Origin of the sequence: Sulfitobacter albidus (genome assembly GCF_018200035.1) — a bacterium.
Taxonomy (GTDB): Bacteria; Pseudomonadota; Alphaproteobacteria; order Rhodobacterales; family Rhodobacteraceae; genus Sulfitobacter; species Sulfitobacter albidus.
Genome location: NZ_CP073581.1, coordinates 404591 through 428013 on the forward strand (window position 1 = coordinate 404591; position 23423 = coordinate 428013).

Annotated in this window: 18 protein-coding genes; 7 read left to right on the forward strand and 11 right to left on the reverse strand. The window is 65.8% G+C overall.

Annotated features, from left to right (window positions below; translation table 11 throughout):
* Positions 1-112: 112 nt before the first annotated feature.
* The 8 genes from KDD17_RS01870 to xdhA are packed head-to-tail and all read right to left on the reverse strand — an operon-like array spanning position 113 to position 9617.
* Complete coding sequence (locus tag KDD17_RS01870; protein ID WP_212705031.1) at positions 113-1192, reverse strand: BMP family ABC transporter substrate-binding protein; 1080 nt, start codon at positions 1190-1192, stop codon at positions 113-115.
* A 48-nt stretch (positions 1193-1240) separates the two neighbouring features.
* On the reverse strand, positions 1241-2161 hold the full coding sequence (locus tag KDD17_RS01875; RefSeq protein WP_212705032.1) for an ABC transporter permease: 921 nt from the start codon (positions 2159-2161) through the stop codon (positions 1241-1243).
* Complete coding sequence (locus tag KDD17_RS01880; RefSeq protein WP_212705033.1) at positions 2161-2469, reverse strand: hypothetical protein; 309 nt, start codon at positions 2467-2469, stop codon at positions 2161-2163. Before KDD17_RS01880 ends, KDD17_RS01875 begins: the two co-directional genes overlap by 1 nt.
* A complete protein-coding gene (locus KDD17_RS01885; RefSeq protein ID WP_212705034.1) occupies positions 2466-3548 on the reverse strand; it encodes an ABC transporter permease in 1083 nt (360 codons plus the stop codon). The genes KDD17_RS01880 and KDD17_RS01885 overlap by 4 nt, the downstream gene beginning before the upstream one ends.
* Positions 3549-3557: 9 nt before the next feature.
* The gene (locus KDD17_RS01890) at positions 3558-5072 is read right to left on the reverse strand and encodes an ABC transporter ATP-binding protein (RefSeq protein ID WP_212705035.1); all 1515 of its coding nucleotides are present in this window, start codon (positions 5070-5072) and stop codon (positions 3558-3560) included.
* Positions 5069-5866, reverse strand: a complete 798-nt coding sequence (gene xdhC, locus KDD17_RS01895; protein WP_212705036.1) for a xanthine dehydrogenase accessory protein XdhC — start codon at positions 5864-5866, stop codon at positions 5069-5071. Before xdhC ends, KDD17_RS01890 begins: the two co-directional genes overlap by 4 nt.
* Positions 5863-8244, reverse strand: a complete 2382-nt coding sequence (xdhB, locus tag KDD17_RS01900; protein WP_212705037.1) for a xanthine dehydrogenase molybdopterin binding subunit — start codon at positions 8242-8244, stop codon at positions 5863-5865. Before xdhB ends, xdhC begins: the two co-directional genes overlap by 4 nt.
* Positions 8241-9617, reverse strand: coding sequence for a xanthine dehydrogenase small subunit (gene xdhA, locus KDD17_RS01905; RefSeq protein WP_212705038.1), 1377 nt, complete (start codon positions 9615-9617; stop codon positions 8241-8243). The genes xdhB and xdhA overlap by 4 nt, the downstream gene beginning before the upstream one ends.
* A gap of 269 nt (positions 9618-9886) precedes the next feature.
* On the opposite strand from xdhA, the gene KDD17_RS01910 reads away from it, so the two are divergent.
* Positions 9887-10540, forward strand: a complete 654-nt coding sequence (locus tag KDD17_RS01910) for an inner membrane-spanning protein YciB (protein ID WP_212705039.1) — start codon at positions 9887-9889, stop codon at positions 10538-10540.
* Here KDD17_RS01910 and KDD17_RS01915 read toward each other — a convergent pair.
* Positions 10537-11895: a DUF3179 domain-containing (seleno)protein gene (locus KDD17_RS01915; RefSeq protein ID WP_212705040.1), complete on the reverse strand. Its 1359-nt coding sequence runs from the start codon at positions 11893-11895 to the stop codon at positions 10537-10539. The two genes, KDD17_RS01910 and KDD17_RS01915, sit on opposite strands and share 4 nt — an antisense overlap.
* 135 nt (positions 11896-12030) lie before the next feature.
* Between KDD17_RS01915 and dnaE the strand changes: the two genes are divergently transcribed.
* Together dnaE and KDD17_RS01925 are read left to right on the forward strand one after the other, a co-directional pair.
* Positions 12031-15555, forward strand: coding sequence for a DNA polymerase III subunit alpha (dnaE, locus tag KDD17_RS01920; protein ID WP_212705041.1), 3525 nt, complete (start codon positions 12031-12033; stop codon positions 15553-15555).
* Positions 15556-15653: 98 nt separating this feature from the next.
* Positions 15654-16568: a hypothetical protein gene (locus KDD17_RS01925; RefSeq protein WP_212705042.1), complete on the forward strand. Its 915-nt coding sequence runs from the start codon at positions 15654-15656 to the stop codon at positions 16566-16568.
* Positions 16569-16644: 76 nt separating this feature from the next.
* On the opposite strand, the gene KDD17_RS01930 is transcribed toward KDD17_RS01925, so the two are convergent.
* Complete coding sequence (locus KDD17_RS01930) at positions 16645-16839, reverse strand: SlyX family protein (protein ID WP_212705043.1); 195 nt, start codon at positions 16837-16839, stop codon at positions 16645-16647.
* Between the two features lie 104 nt (positions 16840-16943).
* Here KDD17_RS01930 and hisS point away from each other — a divergent pair, with 104 nt between their 5' ends.
* Genes hisS through hisG form a run of 3 tightly spaced genes read left to right on the forward strand, consistent with a single transcriptional unit; the run spans position 16944 to position 20205 of the window.
* Entirely contained in the window at positions 16944-18440 is a 1497-nt protein-coding gene (gene hisS, locus KDD17_RS01935) for a histidine--tRNA ligase (protein ID WP_212705044.1), read from the forward strand.
* Positions 18440-19525, forward strand: coding sequence for an ATP phosphoribosyltransferase regulatory subunit (locus tag KDD17_RS01940; protein WP_212705045.1), 1086 nt, complete (start codon positions 18440-18442; stop codon positions 19523-19525). Before hisS ends, KDD17_RS01940 begins: the two co-directional genes overlap by 1 nt.
* Positions 19519-20205 (forward strand): ATP phosphoribosyltransferase, encoded by a 687-nt coding sequence (gene hisG, locus KDD17_RS01945; RefSeq protein ID WP_212705046.1) that lies wholly within the window; start codon positions 19519-19521, stop codon positions 20203-20205. The genes KDD17_RS01940 and hisG overlap by 7 nt, the downstream gene beginning before the upstream one ends.
* Positions 20206-20267: 62 nt before the next feature.
* On the opposite strand, the gene KDD17_RS01950 is transcribed toward hisG, so the two are convergent.
* Positions 20268-20699, reverse strand: coding sequence for a DUF1489 family protein (locus KDD17_RS01950; RefSeq protein WP_212705047.1), 432 nt, complete (start codon positions 20697-20699; stop codon positions 20268-20270).
* Between the two features lie 179 nt (positions 20700-20878).
* On the opposite strand from KDD17_RS01950, the gene KDD17_RS01955 reads away from it, so the two are divergent.
* On the forward strand, positions 20879-23167 hold the full coding sequence (locus tag KDD17_RS01955; RefSeq protein WP_212705048.1) for an adenosylcobalamin-dependent ribonucleoside-diphosphate reductase: 2289 nt from the start codon (positions 20879-20881) through the stop codon (positions 23165-23167).
* Positions 23168-23423: the final 256 nt, after the last annotated feature.

Here is a 23423-nt window from a genome sequence, read left to right on the forward strand (position 1 = left end):
GCTCCTGTTGTGGATGTCACAACCTTAACGTGATTGCCCCGCGCCGCCAGTACCGGAAACAAAAAAGGGCCCCGCCGTGGCGGAGCCCCTGTTTCGTGCTTAGCGGATCGGCTTATTGCGGGATTTCGGCGTCGATGCCTTCGACGTAGAAATTCATGCCCGCAAGCGTGCCGTCATCCGCCGTCTCACCCTCGGCAAGAAAGACGCTGCCGTCCTGCTTGTTCAGCGGGCCGGTAAAGGCGTGGTATTCGCCCGATGCCAGCTGTTCCTTGAGCGCGAGCGCTTCGGCTTTCACGTCCGCAGGCACGGCGTCAGAGATTTCACCGATGCCGACCATGCCGGCGCCGATGCCGTCCCATGTGTCGGTCGATTCCCATGTGCCGTCCATCACGGCCTTGGTGCGCGCGATGTAGTAGGGCGCCCAGTCGTCAATGATTGACGAGACGCGCGGGAAGGGCGCGTATTGCCCCATGTCGGAGGCCTGACCAAAGGTCACCACATTGCCCGCTTCCTGCGCGGCCGCCTGTGGGGCCGTGGAATCGGTGTGTTGCAGCACCACATCCGCGCCCTGTTCGATCAGCGCCTTGGCCGCATCCGCTTCCTTGGCGGGGTCGAACCAGGTGTAGGCCCAGATGATCTTGAACTCGACATCGGGGTTCACCTTGGCCGCGTGGATATAAGCGGAATTGATGCCGCGAATGACTTCGGGGATCGGGTAGGAGGCGATGTAGCCGATGATGTTCGACTTCGTCATCTTGCCCGCGATATGGCCCTGAATCGCACGGCCTTCGTAGAAGCGGGCGGAGTAGGTCGACACGTTGTCGGCGCGCTTGTAGCCGGTTGCGTGTTCGAATTTCACATCGGGGAATTTGGCGGCCACGTTGATCGTGGGATCCATGTAGCCGAACGACGTGGTAAAGATCAGATCGGCCCCATCCAGCGCCATCTGCGTCATCACCCGCTCGCTGTCGGGGCCTTCGGCCACGCTTTCGACATAGACGGTCTCGACCGCGTCGCCGAATTCTTCCTCGACGGCCAGACGGCCCTTGTCGTGCTCGTAGGTCCAGCCGCCGTCGCCGATCGGGCCGACGTAGACAAAACCGACCTTGGTTTTCTCGTGGCCATCGGCAAAGGCCGCCGTGGCCATACCGGCGACAAGCGCAGCACTTGCCAGCAGTTTGGTGAAGTTCATCAGGTATCTCCCCAGTTTACAAAGCGCCCTCTGCGGGGCGCGGATGCCTCAGGACGAGGCGTGGAATACACGGCCCAAAGAGCCGGGCGCGCGGTTGGCATCCCGTGACAGGATGACCAGCACCACAATCGTGATCAGGTAGGGCGACATTGCCAGATATTCGACAGGAATGGCAACGCCCGCGCCCTGTAGATTAAGCTGCAATTGAACCAGCCCGCCAAAAAGATAGGCACCCACAAGGATGCGCAGCGGCTTCCAGCTTGCGAATACCACCAGCGCGAGAGCGATCCAGCCGACGCCGGCGGTCATCCCTTCGGTCCATTGCGGCACGCGGATCAGGCTGATGTAGGCGCCGCCGACCCCGGCACAGGCACCCCCGAACATGATCGCCAGCGTGCGGATGCGCTTGACCTTGAAGCCCAGCGCGTGGGCTGCGTCGTGATTTTCACCCACCGCGCGCAGCACCAGCCCCGCGCGGGTGTATTTCAGCGTGGCCCAAACCGCGACCACCAGCGCGAGGCCGAGATACAGGATGATGTCATGGCTGAGAAAAATCGGCCCGATCACGGGGATATCGGCGAGCGGTCCGAAGTCCACATCGCCCAGACGCGGCGGTTTCACCCCGATGTAGCCTTGCCCCAGCAGTGCCGAAAACCCGAGGCCAAACAGCGTGAGCGCAAGGCCGGAGGCGACCTGATTGGCCAGCATCACCTGCGTCAGGAACGCAAAAAGCAGGCTCAGCAGCGCCCCGCCGACCGCTGCGGCGGCAAAGCCCAGCAGGGGCGATCCGGTCTCGACCGCCGTGGCAAAACCGCAGATCGCCCCGATGATCATCATCCCCTCGACACCAAGATTCAGCACGCCCGACCGCTCCACCACCAGCTCGCCAATGGCGGCAAAGATAAGCGGCGTCGCGGCCACGAAGAACCCCGCGATGAACAGGATCGGGTTGATTGCGGACAGGTCCATCAGACGCCACCGTGCAGAATCAGGTGAATGAGTCCCGCAGTCGCGGTGGCACTCGCAAGCATACCGGTCAGATGCCGCGGTGACGGGCGGTGCAGACGAGCCAAGGCTTTGGATCGCAGGCCGCTCATCCGCGCCGCCAACAGGCCCGCGCCGACCAAGACGAGGAAAATGAGCACATGAACGCCCGCGAAAACCAGCAGCGCCGTGCCCGCGCGCCCGTCCTCGCCCGTGAGCGCGCTGTGCAGCATCATCAGGAGCATCGGCGCCATGGCGACGCCCATCAGCATCGGGGCATATCTGCGTGTCATACGACCTCCACCCGGCCGAAGCGCAGCCGGTAGTTGGTGAAAATATCCAGCGCCAGCAGGAAAAACAGCAGCATCCCCTGAAACACCTGAATGGCGGCGGCGGGCAGGCCCAGCTGGCTTTGCGCGATGTCGCCGCCGATATAGGTCAGCGCCATCAGCCCCCCCGCCAGCAGGATGCCCACCGGATGCAACCGGCCCAGAAACGCCACGATGATCGCGGTGAAACCGTAGCCTACGTTGAAATCGATCGTCACCTGGCCGGCGGGGCCAGAGACTTCGAACAGGCCCGCAAGCCCCGCCAGCGCGCCGGAGGTGCCAAGGCAGAAGAGGATCAGCCGGGCGGGCCGCACGCCCGAAAACGCCGCCGCGCGCGGCGCGTCCCCCGTGACGCGAATGGCAAATCCCAGACGGTGCCGGGTCAGCAAGACATAGGCAAAGATCACCACGATAAAGGCGGTCACGATGCCCCAGTGCATGCCCGTGCCCGCGATCAGCTCGGCGTTGTGGGCGCTGGGGTATTGCGCCAGATTGCGCGATCCGGGAAATCCCATGCCTTCGGGATTGCGCATCGCGCCCAGCGCCATCGAGGCCAGAAATTGCTCGGCCACATAGACCAGCATCAACGAGACGAGGATTTCGTTGGTGCCGAATTTCACCTTCAGCACGGCGGGGATCATCGCCCAGATCCAGCCGCCGAACGCGCCCGCGATGACCATCAGCGGAAAGATCACCGCGCTTTCCACCGGATAGAACGCCAGCCCCACGCCCGCGCCGAAGAGCGCGCCCATGATGTATTGCCCCTCGGCCCCGATGTTCCAGATCCCGGCCTTGAAGCCCAGCGACAACCCGATGGCGATCAGCACCAGCGGTGCGCCTTTGATCAGCAATTGCGGGCGGTAGAAGAACGCGAACTCACCGAACAGCGGCTCGAAAAAGATCGTGCGGATCGCGGCGATGGGATCCTTGCCCAGAAAGGCAAAGAGGATGCCGCCGAACAGCATCGTCAGCAGCACCGCCAGCACGGGCGTGGCCAGCGCAAAGGCGCGGCTTGGCTCGGGGCGCTTGACCAGCGCGATCATGTTGCGGCCTCACACATGGGCGACCTCCATCCCGTGGGCGCCGCCCATCATCAGGCCGATCTCGTCCACCGTTAGCCCTTGGGCCGGGCGCGCCTCGCTCAGACGGCCCTCGTTAAGGGCGGCAAAGCGGTCGGCGATTTCCATCAGCTCATCCAGATCCTGACTGATCACGATCACCGCAGCGCCCGCCTGCGCCAGATCCAGCAGCGCCTGCCGGATCGCGGCGGCGGCGGAGGCATCGACGCCCCATGTCGGCTGGTTGACGACCAGAACCTCGGGGCGCTGCATGACCTCGCGGCCGATCACGAATTTCTGCAGGTTGCCCCCGGACAGCGACCGTGCAGCCACCCCCGGTCCGGGCGTGCGCACGTCAAATCGGTCGATCACCGCTTGCGCAAAGCCGCGCGCGCCGGACCAGTCGAGGAATCCGCGCTTTTGCAGCCCCTCGCGCACCGCACCGGTCAGCATCGCGTTCTCCGTCAGCGTCATGTCGGGGGCGGCGGCGTGGCCCAGCCGTTCCTCGGGCGCGGCCAGCACGCCGCGCGTGCGTCTTGCCGTGGGGCCAAGCGGGCCAATGTCATCGCCGCCATGGCGCAGCATGCCGCGCGCAACGGGCCGCTCGCCCGATAGCGCCGCCAGCAATTCATCCTGCCCGTTCCCCGCCACGCCACCGATGCCGAACACCTCACCGCGCCGCAGCTCCAGCGAGACATCCTTGAGCGACATGCCAAAGGCGTTGGGCGCGGGCGCGCTCAGCCCGGTGAGCGTCAGCACCACCTCGCCGGGCGTGTGGCCGGGGCGCGAGGGCGTGGCAAGGATCTTGCCCACCATCATCTCAGCCATGTCGCGCGCTGTCGTCTCGCGCGGGATGCAGTGGCCCACGACCTTTCCCAGCCGCAGGATCGTGGCGGCGTCGCACAGGCTGCGAATCTCTTCGAGCTTGTGCGAGATATAGAGGATCGCGGTGCCCTCGGCGGCCAGCTTGCGCAGGGTCTTGAACAGGATCTCGACCTCCTGCGGGGTCAGCACGCTCGTCGGCTCATCCATGATCAGCAGTTTGGGGCCTTGCAACAAACAGCGAATGATCTCGACCCGCTGCCGCTCCCCGGCGCTCAGATCGCCGACCAGACGGTCGGGCGCCAGCGGCAGGCCGTAGGTTTCGGACACTTCGCGAATGCGGGCCGAAAGCGCGCTCAGCTTCGGCGCATCCTCCATCCCCAGTGCGATGTTTTCGGCCACGCTCATCGCGTCAAAGAGCGAGAAATGTTGAAACACCATGCCCACGCCTGCCGCCCGCGCCGCGCGCGGCTCTGAAGGGGTGAAGGGCTGCCCCCGCATCTGCATCGTGCCCGCGTCGGGCGCCACAAGGCCATAGATCATCTTGACCAGCGTGGATTTGCCCGCGCCATTCTCGCCCAGCAGCGCGTGCACCTCACCGGGCGCAATGCTCAGCGAGACGTCCTCGTTGGCGATGACACCGGGGTAGGCTTTGGTCAGCCCGGAAAGGTCGAGAAGCGGGGTCATGCGATGGCGGTCCTTGGGTCGCGCGCACTATCATCCGCAGGCACGCCATTTTTCAAGAGCGCGGTGAGCGTGGAATGCGCGATCAGATCGGGGTGCTTGCCTCGCGCCGGGTCGCCAATGGGCGAGGTCAGGCGCGCGGGATCAAGCCCCATTGCGCGCAGGCGCTTGTAAAACCGTGCCTTTTTGGTGGCCGAGGCGATCAATCCACAACTTGCAAAGGGCCGCGCTAGCAGGGCGGCACAGAGGGCAAAGTCGATCTCGTGACTATAGGTAAAGATCAAATGATGGGCGTTTTGCGGGGCGTGATGCGCCAGACGCGGCATGTCGGGGCAGGGCAAGCAGGTGATTTTTTGGGGTTGGCTGACGGGGAATCGCGCCTCTCCCGTGTCGATCCACGTCAGATCAAACGCCCCGTGGGGCGCCGCGAGGCGCGCCACAGCGCGGCCTACGTGCCCGGCCCCCCAGATCCAGAGCGGCGCGGTCGCTGCGCCGGGTGCCATTGGGGGCAGCGGTGGCAGGAATTGATCCAGATCGACAAACCGCGGATCACGGCCAAACCGCAACCACACCGACCCGCCACAGCATTGCCCCAGAGCGGGGCCAAGGGGGACCGTTTCCTCATGTGCTGCCACCCCATCGGCCAGCATTTCGCGCGCCATGGCGATTGCACGGTATTCCAGCGCGCCGCCGCCGATGGTGCCTTGGGTGCCCTCCGCCGTTACCGCCATGACCGTGCCCGCGTCGCGCGGGGCGGAGCCGCGGGTGGCAGTGATTTCCACGTAGATCACGCTCATCCGCGCGCGCGTCCCACGGCGGCCAACACCTCCTCGGCGGTGGCGGGTGCCTGCAAATCGGGAAATACCGGCCCGCAGGCGCGCACCGCGTCATTGAGGGCCGCCCAGACGGAAATCCCCAGCATGAACGGCGGCTCGCCCACCGCCTTGGACCGGTAGATCGTGCGCGCAGGGTTTGGTTGGTCCCAAAGGGCGACGTTGAACACATCGGGCCGGTCCGAACAAGCGGGGATCTTGTAGGTCGCGGGCGCGTGGGTTTTCAGCGTGCCCGCGTCGTCCCACACCAGCTCTTCGGTGGTCAGCCAGCCCGCGCCCTGCACGAACCCGCCCTCGACCTGCCCCACGTCCAGCGCGGGGTTCAGCGAGGCGCCGGCGTCGTGCAACAGATCGGTGCGCAGGATACGGTTTTCGCCCGTCAGCGTGTCGATCACCACCTCGCTGACCGCAGCACCGTAGGCAAAGTAGAAAAACGGCCGCCCGCGCCCGGCGATCCGGTCCCACTGAATGTCGGGCGTCTTGTAAAATCCCGTAGCCGAGAGCGAGACGCGGTTCTGATAGGCGATCTGCGCGGCCTCGGCAAAGCTGTGATCGGCATCGCCCGCGATCACGCGCCCGCCCTCGAACCGCACCGCGTCCGGCGTGTCGGGCAGCAGGCAGGCGGCGATGCGCGCGCGGATGCGGTCACAGGCATCCAGCACGGCCATCCCGTTGAGATCGCTGCCCGAACTGGCCGCCGTGGCCGAGGTGTTGGGCACCTTGCCCGTATCGGTCGCGGTGATCTTGACCGCGTTCACGGGCACGCCAAAGCGGCTCGCCGCGACCTGCGCGACCTTCTGAAACAGCCCCTGGCCCATCTCGGTCCCGCCGTGGTTCAGGTGGATCGAGCCGTCCTGATAGACATGCACCAACGCGCCCGCCTGATTGAGATGCGTCAGCGTGAAGGAGATCCCGAATTTCACCGGCGTCAGCGCGATTCCGCGTTTCAGGATCGGGTTGGCCGCGTTCCAATCGGCCACCGCGCGGCGGCGCGCGTCGTAGTCGGCGCTGTCGCGCAGCCGCTGGGTCAGCGCGTTGATGATGCAATCGGTGACGGGCTGGTGATAGGGGGTGGTCTGCACCCCGTCCGGCGCCTGTGCGCTGTCGGTCGGCACATCGCCCTGCGCCCCGCGGGAGGCGACGTCGGCATCCGCGGGCGCCACCTGCGTCGTGCCCTCCGGCACAGGGGCCGACGCCATCAGATCGGCGTAGAAATTCGCGCGCCGCACCTCCCACGGATCACATCCCAGATGATGCGCGATGTGCTCGATCACCCGCTCCATCCCGACGATCCCCTGCGGCCCGCCAAAACCGCGAAAGGCCGTGGCGCTTTGCGTGTTGGTCTTGAGCCGGTGCGAGGTAATCGTCATGTTTTCAATGAGGTAGGCGTTATCGGCGTGCAGCATGGCCCGGTCGGCGACAGGCAGGCTCAGATCCATGGCCCAGCCACAGCGAGCGTAATGGGTCACGTCCAGCGCGGTGATGCGCCCGGCGTCGTCAAAGCCGACGTCGTAAGTGATGCGGAAATCGTGACGCTTGCCGGTAATGATCATATCGTCGTCGCGGTCGTAGCGCATCTTGACCGGTTTGCCGTGGCGCGTGGCAACCACGGCGCAGGCGACGGCCAGCGCGTTGCCCTGGCTCTCCTTGCCACCAAACCCACCGCCCATGCGCCGGGTTTCCACCCGCACGGCGTGCATGGGTTTGCCGATGGCCTCGGCCACCTTGTGCTGGATCTCGGTCGGGTGTTGGGTGGAGCTGTGCACGGTCACGTCGCCGTCCTCGCCCGGCAGCGCCATGGCGGCTTGCCCCTCCAGATAGAAATGCTCCTGACCGCCAATCTCAAGGCTACCGGAGAGGCGATTCTTGGCGTGGGGCAGGGCGGTGGCGGCGCAGCCCTTGGCGTAGATGCGCGGCCCGTCCTCGAAACGGCTGTCGGCGGCAAGCGCTTCGTCGATGGTGAGGATCGGGGTCTGATGGACGATCTCGACCGTGCCCAAACGGGCGGCATGACGCGCGGCGAGGTGGCTGGTCGCAACCACCAGAAACAGCGGTTGGCCTGCGTAATGCACTGATCCGTCGGCCAAAAGCGGCTCATCATGGTTCGATGGGGAGACATCGTTGGCGTGCGGCAGATCCCCGGCGGTGAGCACGTCGATCACGCCCGGCGCGGCGCGCACCGCCGCCAGATCCATCGACGCGATCGTGCCCCGCGCGACCGTGCTGAGGCCAAAGGCCAGATGCAGCGTGCCGGGCGGCGTGGGGATGTCATCGACGTAGCGCGCAGCACCCGTGACATGCAGGTGGGCGGCGTCGTGGGGCAGGGGGTTGGCGACGCTCATGGGGCAACCTCCGTCACGTCGGTAGCTGTGCCTTGCCCCGCGTGGAAGGCGCGCAGCAGCATGTTTTGCGCGGTTTGCAGGCGGTAGGCGGCGCTGGCGCGCATGTCGCTGAGCGGCGTGAAATCCTGCGCCAATGCGGCCATGGCGGCGCGCACGGTGGCCTCTGTCACGGGCTGGCCGCGCAGGGCGGTTTCGGCGTTTGTGGCGCGCGCAGGAGTGCCCGCCATGCCGCCAAAGGCGAGGCGTACATCGCCGTAAGTCCCTGCCTCAACGGGCAAATTCAGGCATCCGCAGACGGCGGAAATATCCTGATCGAAGCGTTTGCTGAGCTTGTAGCAGTGCAGCGTGTCGGGCTGTTTGGGCACCTCGATCGCCTCGACAAATTCACCCGGCGCGCGGTCTTGTTTACCGTAGGTGATGAAGAACTCTTCGAGCGGGATCGTGCGCCGCGTGTCGCCGTGGCGCAGGTGCAGGGTGGCGCCCAGCGCGATCATCGCGGGGCTGCCGTCACCGATGGGGGAGCCGTTGGCGATATTGCCGCCGAGCGTGGCGGCGGCGCGCACCTGCGCGGAGCCGTAGCGGCGCAACATCTTGCCAAGGCTGGGGAAATGCGGGGCGAGGGTGCGTTCAACCTCGGCCACGGTGGCCATGGCACCGATGCGCCAGTGGGTATCGGCTTCAACGATCCCGCGCAGATCGGCGCATTGGTTGAGGAAAATTACTGGTCCCAGATCGCGGAATTGCTTGGTTACCCAGAGGCCGACATCGGTGGCGCCGGCGATCAGGGTGGCCTCGGGCGTCTCGGCGTAAGCCTTTGCCAAAGCGCCGGAATTTTCGGGCTGGGCGTAGGCGGTGGGCGCCGGGCCGCGCCCCGGCAGATGGGCGCGCAGATCGCGCAGATGGGCGGGGACGGGGGCGCCTTCGGCGGCGCGGGCGGCGCGGATGATCGGGGCGTAGCCGGTGCAGCGGCACAGGTTCCCGGCCAGTGCTGTGTCGTGGTCGGTCTCGTCCGCGAGATGAGCGGCGGCCATGCTCACCACAAAGCCGGGCGTGCAGAAACCACATTGGCTGCCGTGATGCGAAATCATCGTTTCCTGCACCGGGTGCAACGTGCCGTCGGGCGCGGAAATCCCTTCTACCGTCGTGACTTGGGCGCCGTCGAGCTGGGGCAGAAACAGGATGCAGGCGTTGAGCGGGTGGCTGCCGCGGGCGTCGGTGACCATCACGGTACAGGCGCCGCAATCGCCTTCGTTGCAGCCCTCTTTGGTGCCGGTCAGATGGCGGTTTTCGCGCAGCCAATCGAGCAATGTCGTGATGGGAGAGGCGTCGCTGAGGCGGACCTCTTCCCCGTTGAGGAGGAAGGAAATTGACATGGGGGATGACCCCGCCGCGGTACCGAATGTGTCCGTGATCCCGGGCGTTCGATGCGGCGTAGAACATCCCGGCATGTCAGGAGCGTACGGCGGGGGCGCGGGGCTGGCAAGGGGCGATGCGCGCGGTGCACCGGGCGTACACCGCGCGTGCACATTCTGTATGCGCCGCAGTGCAGCATGGCCCGACAGCCTCCGCGCGCAGAAACCGGCGACAAGTCCCGCGTGCCGCGCTAGGTATCGGCGCAGAGATTGCCGAAGGATCGCGCCCCATGGCCCGCAAAAACGCCAACCCCGTCAGACATGTGCACCCCGCCCTGCGCGCCGCGCTTGAGTTCGGCCCGGTCGTCCTGTTCGTGGTGGCCTATCTGATCTTTCGGGACGGCACGTTCGAAATTGCAGGCCGGACGCTGGATGGCTTTGTTGTGGTGATCGCGGGCTTCGTGGTGTTGGGGCTGGCGGCGACGCTGACGTTGTGGGCGCTGACGGGGCGGATCGCGCGGATACAGATCGCGGTGGCGGTTCTGGCGGTGATTTTTGGCGCGCTGACCGTCGCGCTGGACGATCCGCGCGTGTTCAAGATGAAGCCGACGGCGATCTACCTGAGCCTCGCGCTGCTGCTGGGTGTTGGCCTGTGGCGCGGCGAGGGATGGGTGAAACATCTGATGGAGGATATGATCCCGCTCAAGCCCAAGGGATGGCTGATCCTGAGCAGGCGGACGACCGCGATGTTCGTGTGCTCGGCGGCTGCAAACGAGCTGGTCTGGCGCACGCAGTCAGAGCAGTTCTGGCTGGTGTTCGAGACGCTGGCGATGCCGGTGGTGATGCTGGTGTTCTTCCTCTGCCAAATCGGGCTGGTGGTGGAATACGCCACCTTTGGCAAAGCCAAGAAGCGGCGCAAGGGCGCGGGGCGGGGGCAAGCCTAGCCGCGCCAGACCCCGGTGCCGTCGTGGAACTGCGACCAGGCGAACCAGAACGCCTGATGGCTGGGCAGCGGGTTGCCAGCGGTGTCCTCGGCCCGGATGCCGCCCGCGTCGAGTTGCAGCACGATGCCGTTTTGGCTGACGGACTCGCCGGCGCTCAGCGCCAGCATCGCGGCGGTGCGTTGGAAGGCTGTGGGTTTGCCCGAGGGGGCGATCACGCCGATGATGTCCTCCTGCACGGGCAGGCGTGGATCGACGTCGCCCACCGGAAAGATCGGGCCATTGGCGTCGCGCCCGTTGCGGAAATCGAAATCGCGCCCCAGCGCCAGCCGCTCGACCAGAACGGTGGTGTCGGGATGCGCCTTTTTCCATTCCCCCCATTCAGTGGTGATGACGGTGGCCTGTTCCAGCGTGATGCCGCGTTTGGCCAGCGGGCCGGTGACGGCGGTGCCTAGGAAGGTGTCGAACACGGAATAGGTCTCAAGATCGAACATCACCTTGTTGGAGCGGATGAGCAGGCCCGAGGTGCGCAGGGTGGGGCGTTTGACGCCTGCGGGCAGGCCATCGGTGAAATAGGCCTGCGCGGCCCCGCAGAGCGTGCAATAGGGGATGCCCAGATCGCGCCCGCCCAGCGTGTCGTTGACCATCTCGCGCACTTCCATGATCTGGCGCGGATAGGCGCGGGCTTCGCCGTTGATCTCGATCCCGAAGACGGTGTCGTCGTCGTCGAGCCATGTGGCCTCGGATGCGGGTTGAACCTCGGGGTTGTCGGCGGCGGGGATGCAGTTGCAAGTGTCGTCGGTGGTGCCGAAGGGGCGCGCGTCGGGCGGCACGCCGCCCCAGGACACGAGGCGCCAGTCGATCTCACCGGGGGCAAAGATACGCTCCCACCCCGGAACAAAATGCGTGAAGATCGCGCGTTTGGTATCGAGGTATCCGGGATAGGCGGGGATGTCCCACGCGATGAGGTGGTCGGTGACCTCGCCCCAGCGGTTTGGCGTCTGGAGCGGTTTTTCCATCAGGCTGGCGGCGGCATCCGCCAGCGCGTCGTCGAACGATTGGCGCCAGGTGAAGCGCATCATGTCGGTGATGACCCAGGCAAGGCGCGGATCGTCCGAAGCCGCGATCTCAGCCAGCGATGTTTGCTGGTCCTCCCCCCAGACGGATTGTTCGAGGCTGTCGACAAAGACCACGCGCAGGGCGCGCTCAAGTTCGGGCGAGATCGGGCCGGTGGGGACGTGCGGCGCGGGGCCGAATTCCTCGATCGCGTAATCGGTGGGGGTTTGCTGCGCGCAGGCGGCGGTGGTGAAGCTGCACAGCAGGGCGATCAGCAGGGCGGGTGCGCGGGGCAGGAGCATGGCGGGCCTTTCGAGTGAGTTGGCGCAGCGTCGCAGGAAGGGGGCGCGCCCGCCAGTCACGACTGAACGCGATTTCGTGAGCGGCGGCGACGATCCGGCATGGTCGCGCGCCGGGGGCTGGGGTAGGTTTGCGGCATGACAGATGCTCCCCGATTCATTCACCTGCGCACCCATTCCGAATACTCCCTGCTGGAAGGGGCGATGCGGCTGAAAAAGCTGCCGGGCCTGTGTGTGGCGGCGGGGATGCCCGCACTGGCGCTGACAGATACGAACAACATGTTCGCGGCGCTGGAATTTTCCGTGGGGATGTCGGCTGCGGGGGTGCAGCCGATCATCGGCTGTCAGGTCGATCTGGCCTATCTGGAGGCCGCACCGGGGGAGCGGCCAAAGCCTGCCGCACCGGTGGTGCTTCTGGCGCAGACGGAGGCGGGATACGAGAACCTGATGCGGCTCAACACCTGCCTCTACGTCGATAAGGGGGGCGCGCTGCCGCAGGTGACGCTGGAGGAGTTGGCGCAGAACGCGGCGGACGTGATTTGCCTTACGGGCGGGCCGGACGGGCCTGTCGGGCGGCTTTTGCGCGGGGGGCAGCGCCCGGCGGCGCAGGCGCTGATGGAACGGCTGCACGCGATCTTTGGCGACAGGCTTTACGTTGAATTGCAGCGCCACCCCGGTGAGGACGGCGCGCCGGAGGCCGAGCGGCTGAGCGAGCGCGGATTTGTCGAGATGGCCTATGCGATGGAGATCCCGCTGGTCGCCACCAATGACGTCTATTTCCCCAAGTCCGATATGTACGAGGCGCATGACGCGCTGATCTGCATCGCCGAGGGCGCCTATGTGGATCAGCAGGAGGACCGCCGCCGCCTCACCCCGCAGCATTCGTTCAAATCGCAGGCCGAGATGGTCGCCCTTTTTGCCGATCTGCCGGAAGCCATCGAGAACACCGTCGAGATCGCGCAGCGCTGCGCCTTTCAGGCCTATCGCCGCGATCCGATCCTGCCGAAATTCGCCGATGACGAGGTGGCGGAGCTGCGCCGTCAGGCACAGGACGGCCTGCGCGCGCGCCTCGCCATCATCCCGCACGCGGCGGAGGTGTCGGTGTACGAGGAACGGCTGGAATTCGAGTTGGGGATCATCGAGGGTATGGGGTTCCCCGGCTATTTTCTGATCGTGGCCGATTTCATCAAATGGGCCAAGGATCAGGGCATCCCCGTGGGGCCGGGCCGGGGATCGGGCGCCGGATCGCTGGTGGCCTACGCGCTGCTGATCACCGACCTCGATCCGCTGCGCTATTCCCTGCTGTTCGAGCGGTTCCTGAACCCCGAACGTGTGTCGATGCCCGATTTCGACATCGATTTTTGCATGGACCGGCGCGAGGAGGTCATCCGCTACGTGCAGGAGAAATACGGCCGCGACCGGGTGGGGCAGATCATCACCTTTGGCGCGCTGTTGTCCAAGGCCGCGGTACGCGACATCGGGCGCGTGTTGCAGATGCCCTACGGGCAGGTGGACCGGCTGTCCAAGATGATCCCGGTGGAGGGCGTCAAACCCGTCAGCATCGAAAAGGCGCTGGCCGATGAGCCGCGCCTGCGTGAAGAGGCCCGCAGCGAAGAGGTTGTCGCGCGGCTGTTGGAATACGGCCAGCAGGTGGAGGGATTGCTGCGCAACGCGTCCACCCACGCGGCGGGGGTGGTGATTGGCGACCGCAGGCTCGACGCGCTTGTCCCGCTCTACCAGGATCCGCGCTCCGACATGCCCGCCACGCAGTTCAACATGAAATGGGTGGAGCAGGCGGGGCTGGTCAAATTCGACTTTCTCGGCCTGAAAACCCTGACCGTGATCCAGAACGCCGTCGATCAGATCAAGGCGTCGGGGCGGCATTTGCACATCGCCGCCGACGGCACGGAATTGTTCGTGCCCCCCGAGGGGCTGGAGGATGATATCGCCACCATCCCGCTGGATGACGAGGCGTCTTACAAACTCTATGCGGCGGCCAAGACGGTCGCGGTATTCCAGGTGGAAAGCTCGGGCATGATGGATGCCCTCAAACGCATGAAGCCCACCTGTATCGAGGATATCGTGGCGCTTGTGGCGCTTTACCGGCCCGGCCCGATGGAGAACATCCCGACCTATTGCGAGGTGAAGAACGGCCTGAAGGAACGCGAAAGCGTGCACCCGTCGATCGACCACATCCTTGAGGAAACGCAAGGCATCATCGTTTATCAGGAGCAGGTGATGCAGATCGCGCAGGTCATGGCGGGATACAGCCTTGGCGGGGCCGACCTGCTGCGCCGCGCGATGGGTAAGAAGATCGCCGAAGAGATGGCCAAGGAACGCCCGAAGTTCGAAAAGGGCGCGATGGAGAATGGGGTCGAGAAAAAGAAAGCCTCCGAGGTTTTCGACCTTCTGGAAAAATTCGCCAACTACGGGTTCAACAAATCCCACGCGGCGGCCTATGCCGTCGTCAGCTACCAGACCGCGTGGCTCAAGGCGAACCACCCGGTCGAGTTCATGGCCGGGGTGATGAACTGCGATATCCACCTCACCGACAAGCTGGCGGTGTATTTCGAGGAAGTGCGCAAGCGGTTGGAATTGCCGTGGGTGCCGCCCTGCGTGAACCGCTCCGACGCGACGTTCAAGGTGGTGGACGGCGCGCTGGTCTATGCGCTGGGTGCGTTGAAAAACGTGGGCGTCGAGGCGATGCAGCTGATCGTTCAGGGAAGGGGGGAGAAGCCCTTTGCCACGCTGTTCGATCTCGCCCGCCGCGTGGATCTGAAACGCGTGGGCAAGCGCCCGCTTGAGATGCTGGCCCGCGCCGGCGCCTTCGACCAGCTCGACAGCAACCGCCGCCGGGTGTTTGGCGCGCTGGATGCGCTGGTGGCCTATTCGGCGGCGATCTTTGAGCAGAAGGCGTCCAATCAGGTGTCGCTGTTCGGGGAGGCGGGCGACGACCTGCCGGAGCCGCGCATCATGCCTTGCGACGACTGGCTGAGCGCCGAGCGGCTGACCGAGGAATTCAAGGCCGTGGGCTTCTACCTCTCGGGCCATCCGCTGGACGACTACATGGGGCCGCTCAAGCGCAAGCACGGCAACGACCGCGGCGTGCCCTTCATGACGCTGGACGATCTGACCGAACGGGTGACCGAACGCGGCGCGATGAACGCGCGGCTTGCGGGCGTGGTCGCCGGGCGGCAGGAGCGTAAATCGGCGCGCGGCAACCGCTTTGCCTTTGCGCAGCTGAGCGATCCGACGGGCGCGTATGAGGTCACGCTGTTCTCCGACACGCTTGAGCTGGCGCGCGACCATCTTGAGACCGGATCGAAAGTGGTCGTCACCGTCGAGGCCACGATGGAGAGTGACCAGCTCAAACTGCTTGGCCGCTCGGTCGGGCCGGTGGAGATGGCGGTGGCGGATGCGGGGGGCATGGGGCTGAAGATCTATGTCGAAAGCCCGGGCGCTATTGCCGCTGTGTCTCAGGTGTTGGCAGGGGCCGCGCAGGCGGCGCGCAATGCCGGGCGCGGGCCGGTGCAGCTGTGCCTGATGGATCCCGCGCTGCCCGGCGAAGTCGAGGTGGATCTGGGCGCCGACTTCCCGGTGACCCCGCAGATCAAGGGCGCGATCCGCTCGCTCGGCGGGGTGCTGGAGGTCGAGGAGATCTGACGCGGTGTTTCGGGCGGCATCGGCGCTTTGCCGCGCGCGTCGCTGGACGGCTCTTGGGGATTTGACTAAAAGTCGTGCGAACTCTGGGGGAGATTCCTGTGCGCGCTCTATCTGCTTTTGCCTTGGTTCTGGGCCTCGCCGCCTGCGGGGATCCGCTGGCGGGGCTGGATCGTTTATCGGATGTCGATGTGGATCAGACCGACCCGGCGGCGGCAGCACTTCCGGACGCGGAAGAGATCGCGCGCGAAGGGTTCCTCGGCACCCCGGCGGCAGAGGGCGCTGATGTGCCCGCACAGGCGCAGACGACGCAGGCGCCCGGCGGTCTGTTGGGCGGATTGCTGCGCAGGGCACAGAATGCCGACCCCGCAGCGGCCGTCGCCGCCGATGTGGCGCAAAGCCAGTCGCAACAGACGCCCGCCGCGCAGACCGAGGTCGCCGCACTGGCCGCTGACGCCGCGCCCGCGCGTCGCGGCGGGCTGTTCGGCGCGCTGGCCCCCGGCGGCAGCGCCCCGCGCGATGGGCCCGATGCGCGCGACGTCACCTTCGGCACCACACTTGCCTTTGGCGAAATCGCGCGGGTCTGCGACGCGCGCGGCAAGGCGCTGGGCAGCAAGGTCGGCCAGACCGAGCGGCGCGGCCTGAGCCTTTACGACAGCAATCCCGCGGTGCTCTCCAAACGCACGTTCTACATCACCGGCTTCGACGACAACTGCCCGCGCCAGTTCACCGCGGCCAACGCGCTTCTGGGCGCGCCCTCCACCTACGAGCAGCTGCGCTTTGGCCCGGCGGGCCAGCATCTGCCCTATGCGGCAACCGATCAGGCCTACGACCGGGTGAAATCCTCGGTTTGCGGCGCGCGCAAGACCAAACCCTGCGGCAGCAAGATCGGGCGCCTCGACCGAAATACCGCCTTTCTGAGCGCCTATGAATTCACCGAACACAACGGGCGCTGGAAGGAATTCCTGATGCACGACGGCGCGGTTCTGGCCACGGCGGTCAAATCCGCCAACTAAGGCCGCAAAGGGCGCACTGCCCCCGCTTCATTGTGCCAAAAATACGCAAATTCCGCCCCTGCCATCGGGCGCGCGCTCAGTAATGGGGCGGCCGTTCGTCGCCCACAACCACTCCGCCCGAGCCATCGGCATCCCGCTCCGCCTCGCGGCGCATGAGCATCGCGACGTGGCGGGTCAGCCGGTCGATCTCGTCCTGCTGGCGCGCGACGATGGTCGACAGATCATCGACGGTGCGGTCAAGATGGGCGATCTGTTCTTCGAGCTTTTCCATCCCCGGCATCTAGGCCGCGCCGCGCCGTGGCGCAAGGGGGCGCGCCGCTTGCCCCCACGCGCGCCATCCGCTAATCGGGGCGCGACACGCGAATGAGGACCGTCATGGCCAAGCCCAAGAAGACCCCGCGCCCCAAGGCCGAAACGCCCCGGGGATTCCGTGACTATTTCGGCGCCGAGGTGACCCGGCGCAGCGAAATGCTGGGCAGGATCGCGGCGGTCTACCATCGCTACGGATTTGACGCGCTGGAGAGCGCGGGCGTTGAGCGGGTCGAGGCGCTGGGCAAGTTCCTGCCCGACGTGGACCGCCCCAACGAGGGTGTTTTTGCCTGGCAGGAGGACGCGGAGGCCGAGAAGCCGGGTGATTGGCTCGCCCTGCGTTACGATCTGACGGCGCCGCTGGCGCGCGTCTACGCCCAGCACCGCAATGATCTGCCCACGCCCTACCGCCGCTACGCGATGGGCCCGGTCTGGCGCAACGAAAAGCCGGGGCCGGGGCGCTATCGCCAATTCTATCAATGTGATGCGGATACGGTCGGCTCGGGTTCCGTCGCGGCGGACGCGGAGATTTGCGCGATGCTGGCCGATTGCCTCGAAGAGGTCGGGATCGCGCGGGGCGATTACGTGGTGCGGGTGAACAACCGCAAGGTGCTCAACGGGGTGCTGGAGGTTGCGGGGCTGTCGGGCGACGACAAGGAAACCGAGCGCGGCATCGTGCTGCGCGCCATCGACAAGCTCGACCGGCTGGGCGCGGAGGGGGTTCGCGCGCTTTTGGGCGCCGGGCGCAAGGACGAGAGCGGGGATTTCACCGATGGTGCGGGGCTGGACGATGCGCAGGCCGAGGTTGTGATGGGGTTCATGCAGGCCAAGCGTGATAGTGCGGCGGAGACCTGCGCGCGGCTGCGCGAACTCGTGGGCGACAGCGCCGTGGGCGGCGCCGGCGTCGACGAGCTGGAGCAGATCGGCGCGTTGCTGGGCGCGGGTGGCTACGGCCCCGACCGGATCGAGATTGACCCGTCGGTCGTGCGCGGGCTGGGCTACTACACCGGCCCCGTCTATGAGGCCGAACTGACGTTCGAGATCACCGACGACAAGGGGCGCAAACGCAATTTCGGCTCGGTCGCGGGGGGCGGGCGGTATGACGATCTGGTGAAACGCTTTACCGGGCAGGAAGTGCCTGCAACCGGCGTGTCCATCGGGGTCGACCGCTTGCTCGCGGCGCTTGAGGCGAAGGGGCGGCTTGACGACCGGGCCGAGGGGCCGGTCGTTGTCACCGTGATGGACCGTGACCGCATGGCCGATTATCAGGCGATGGTGGCGGAGCTGCGCGCGGAAGGCATCCGCGCGGAGGTCTATCTGGGCAATCCCAAGAACTTTGGCAACCAGTTGAAATACGCCGACAAACGTCACAGCCCCGTTGCCATTATCGAGGGCGGGGATGAGCACGCGAAGGGTGTCGTGCAGATCAAGGATCTGGTGCTGGGCGCCAGGATCGCGCAGGACGCGACGTTGGAGGAATGGCGGGATCGCCCCTCGCAGTACGAAGTGGCGCGCGGCGATATGGTGGCGAAGGTGCGCGAGATCCTGGAGCTGTATCGCTGATGCCGACACGGGCTGAGACGAACGCCCGCGCCTCGGCCTTACGCGCGGGCTTCGAGGCGGCGGGCGCCGTGGCGGTGGAGCCACCGATCCTGCAACCGGCGGGCGCGCTTTTGGACCTCTACGGCGAGGACATCCGCGCGCGGGCTTATGTGACCTCGGATCCTTTGCGGGGGGAGCAGATGCTGCGGCCCGATTTCACCGTGCCGGTGGTGCAGATGCATATGGCCGGGGGTGCGGAGCCTGCGCGCTATACCTACGCAGGCGAGGTGTTTCGCCGCCAAGAGGACGACGCGGCGCGGGCCAATGAATACGTGCAGGTCGGCTATGAGGTGTTTGACCGCGCCGATCCTGCGGGCGCCGATGCCGAGGTGTTCGCGCGCATCGCGGGCGCGCTGGCGCATGTGCCGACCCGTGCCGTGGTGGGCGATGTGGGCCTGTTGATGGCGGCGGTCGAGGGGTTGAGCACGACCGAGACGCGCAAGGCCGCGCTGCGCCGGCATCTGTGGCGCCCCCGGCGGTTTCGCCAGTTGCTGGAGATGTTTGCCGGGCGCATCGCATCCCCGCCGACGCGCGCGGCGCTGCTGCGCGGAGAGATCGAGACGCAGGCGCCCCACGTGGGCAAGCGGCGGGGTGCCGAGATCGAGGCGCGTATCAACGCGCTGCGGATCGACGCCCGCGCGCCCGCGCTGGACGCGCGCGAGGTGGATCTGATCGAGGGGCTGCTGGATATCGCGATGCCGCTGCCCGATGCGTTGAGCCGTCTGCATGATCTGTGCGTCGACATGCCCGCGATTTCCGGCGCGGTCGAAGGGCTCGACGCGCGGCGCGGGGCGCTGGAGACGCGGGGTGTGGACGTGCGCGCATTGACGTTCGAGGCAAGCTATGGCCGCACGTCGATGGAATATTACGACGGGTTTGTCTTTGGGTTGCGGGCCGAGGCGCGGCCGGATTTGCCGCCGCTGGCCACCGGGGGGCGCTATGACGCGCTGACCCGGCGGTTGGGCGCGGGCGCGGAGATCCCGGCGGTGGGCGGCGTGATGCGCCCCGGTCCGCTGATCGAGGTCGAGGAGGCCGCGACATGCTGAAACTTGGCGTGCCGTCCAAGGGGCGGCTGATGGAAAAGACGTTCCAGTGGTTTGCGGCGCGTGGGATCGAGCTGACGCGCAGCGGGTCGGAGCGGGAATACGCGGGCGCCGTGCACGGCATCGACGGGGTGGCGCTGGTGCTGTTGTCGGCCGGGGAGATCCCGCGCGAGTTGCAGGCCGGGCGCATCCATCTGGGGGTGACGGGCACCGACCTGGTGCACGAGAAACTGCCGCTGTGGGACAGCGTGGTGGAAGAGGTCGCGCCGCTGGGCTTTGGTCAGGCGGATCTGATCATCGCGGTGCCGCAGGTGTGGGTGGACGTGGAAACACTGCACGATCTGGACGCGGTTGCGGCGGCGTTCCGTGCCACCCACGGCCACCGGCTGCGCATCGCCACAAAATACCACCGGCTGGTGCGCGAGTTTCTGCGCCACGCCGGCGTGGCGGATTATGCCTTGGTCGACAGTCAGGGCGCGACGGAAGGCACCGTGGCCAACGAGACGGCGGAGGCGATTGCCGATATCACCTCGACCGGTGAGACGCTGCGCGCCAACCACCTCAAGATTTTGAGCGACGGGATGATCCTGCGCAGTCAGGCGACGCTGTGGCGCTCGCGCACAGCGGCGTTGGAGGGCGAGGCGCGGTCGGCGCTCGACACGCTGCTGGCGCGCATCGGCTGAGGCGGGGGATCGGAATTTTCGAAAATTCCGGTCCGAATTTTTTGAAAAATTCGGGCAGCGCGTCAGAGCACGCCAATGTCCGCCAACGCGCGGTTCAATTCGGCGGGCAGAGCGGTTTCGCCCGCGCGGCCCTTGGGCAGATCGGCGGGGGCGTCTTCGGGGGCGAGGTAGCGCCAGCCCTGAAACGGGCGGCGCAGGGCGGTGACGGTGGGAATGACCTCGGGATCGAGCACGATGCCGCAGCGGCGGATGCCGTCGGCGCCGATTTTCTCGTCCAGCCGCAGGATGCGCTGGCGGGCTGAAATCTCTCCCTTGATGACCCAGTAGATCGAGCCGCCGTTGAGGATTTCCGCCTCGCGTTTGGGCCACATGCGGGTCTGGTGGTAGTATTGGCCGCGGTGGATCTGCTTTGACCGGTGGCGCTGCCAGTCGATCAGCTGCTCGACGCTTTCGGTGCCGACCGACAGTTTCAGCAGATTGACGAATTTACTCACAGACCTGTCCACCCGGTTATCCACAGACTCACCCCTGAGCCACGACATACAGTAGTCCATTGGCGCAAAACTGCAACGTGTGGTAGGGTGTCGCGGGGGCAGGCGGGAAATTCCGGGTGGCCTTTTGGCGCGATAAGTCTATTCTTGGCCTCTCCCCAATGCACCTTCGAGGAATCGCCATGACCGCCTTTGCCGCCCCCATCGCCGAGCAGATCTGGGATATGAAGTACCGCTTCAAGGCGCCGGATGGCACGCCCCATGATGTCACGGTCGAGGATACCTGGCGCCGCATTGCGCGCGATCTGGCGCAGGCGGAGACAGACAAGGACGGCTGGGAAGAGACGTTTTACGACGCGCTGAGCGATTTCAAATACCTGCCCGCCGGGCGGATCACGGCGGGGGCAGGCACCGCGCGGCGGGTGACGTTGTTCAACTGTTTCGTGATGGGCACGGTGCCCGACAGCATGGGCGGTATTTTCGACATGCTGAAGGAGGCCGCGCTGACGATGCAGCAAGGCGGCGGGATCGGCTATGATTTCAGCACCATCCGCCCGCGCGGCGCGGACGTGAAGGGCGTGAGCGCCGATGCCTCCGGCCCCCTGTCATTCATGGATGTGTGGGACGCGATGTGCCGCACGATCATGTCCGCAGGCTCGCGTCGTGGTGCGATGATGGCGACGATGCGCTGCGACCACCCGGATGTGGAGGATTTCATCACCGCCAAATCCGACGCCGCCCGGCTGCGGATGTTCAACATGTCCGTTCTGGTCACCGATCCGTTCATGGAGGCGGTGAAGGCCGATGGCCCGTGGGACCTGGTCTTTGACGATCAGGTCTACAAGACCGTGAAGGCGCGCGATCTGTGGAACCAGATCATGAAGGCGACCTATGATTTTGCCGAACCCGGCGTGATTTTCATCGACCGGATCAACCAGGCCAACAACCTGAGCTATTGCGAGACCATCGCCGCCACCAACCCCTGCGGCGAGCAGCCGCTGCCGCCTTACGGTGCGTGCCTGTTGGGGTCGATCAACCTTGCCAAGCTGGTGACGGACCCGTTCGAGGAGGTCGCCGAGCTGAATGTGGATGGCCTCAACGAGCTGGTCGCTACTGCGGTGCGGATGATGGACAACGTGGTCGACGTGTCGAAATTCCCGCTGGAGGCGCAGGCGCGCGAGGCGCAGGCTAAGCGGCGGATCGGGCTGGGTGTGACCGGGCTGGCCGATGCGCTGCTAATGCTGGGCCTGCGCTATGGCTCGGACGAGGCGGCGCGTCAGACCGAGGACTGGCTGCACGCGATCGCCCGCGCCGCATATCTGGCGTCGGTGGAATTGGCCAAGGAAAAAGGCGCCTTCCCGCTGTTCGATGCGGATCAATATCTGGCGTCGGGCACGATGCAGATGATGGATGAGGACGTGCGTGACGCGATCCGCACACACGGCATCCGCAACGCGCTGCTGACCTCGATCGCGCCCACCGGCACGATCAGCCTTTATGCGGGCAACGTCAGCTCTGGCATCGAGCCGGTGTTTGCCTATGCCTACACCCGCAAGGTCTTGCAAAAGGACGGCACCCGCACCGAGGAGGAGGTCGTCGATTACGCGGTGCAGATGTGGCGCGACAAATTCGGCGACCGCGAACTGCCCGAGTATTTCGTGAACGCGCAGACGCTGGCCCCGCTGGATCACGTCAAAATGCAGGCGGCGGCGCAGAAATGGGTGGATTCGTCGATCTCCAAAACGATCAACTGCCCCGAGGATATCTCCTTCGAGGCGTTCAAGGACGTGTATATGGAGGCGTGGGACACGGGCTGCAAAGGCTGCACCACCTACCGTCCGAACGATGTGACCGGCAGCGTGCTGAGCGTGAGCGAGGACAAAAAGGAAGCGCCCGAGGTCGTCTCCCACGACGGGGAGGAGCCGCAGGCGCCGCACGGCGACGTGATCTATATGAGCGAACCGCTGGACCGGCCCGAGGAGCTGGAAGGATCGACCTACAAGATCAAATGGCCCGACAGTGAGCACGCGCTTTATATCACCGTGAACGATCTGATCGTGGGCGGGAAGCGGCGTCCGTTCGAGGTGTTCATCAACTCCAAGAACATGGAGAACTTTGCCTGGACCGTGGCGCTGACGCGCATGATCTCGGCGGTGTTCCGGCGCGGTGGCGATGTGTCGTTTGTGGTCGAAGAGCTGAAGGCGGTATTCGATCCGCGCGGGGGCGCGTGGATGGGGGGCAAATATATCCCCTCAATCCTCGCGGCCATCGGCGGGGTGATCGAGCAGCACCTGATCGCCACGGGCTTTATCGCGGGCGAAGGGCTGGGCCTGAAAAGTGATCCGCAGGCCAAGGTCGTGGGGCTGGAAAAGCCGCGGGGCAAGGCGTGTTCGAGTTGCGGGCAGTACGATTTGCGCATGGTCGAAGGCTGCATGACATGTGCCAGCTGCGGGCACAGCAAATGCGGCTGACCGGGCAATTGGCCTGCGCATTGAAACGAGCGTGACACTTCGGGAGGTTTGCCTACTTCTCGACACAGATGAAATGACCACCGAGAGCGCGGCTTTCGGTGGTTTTCGTTTGTTTGCTGCGGGGAGTTGATTGCGCCTGCAGGGGCTGTGTGATCCGACCGCTGTTTGGGGAGGGAGTCTGGGGCCTTGCTATGTGGCTCAGGGGTTTTGAGGAAATCCCGGTGTTCGGTTCCGTTTCTTCTTCAGCCGTTTTTCC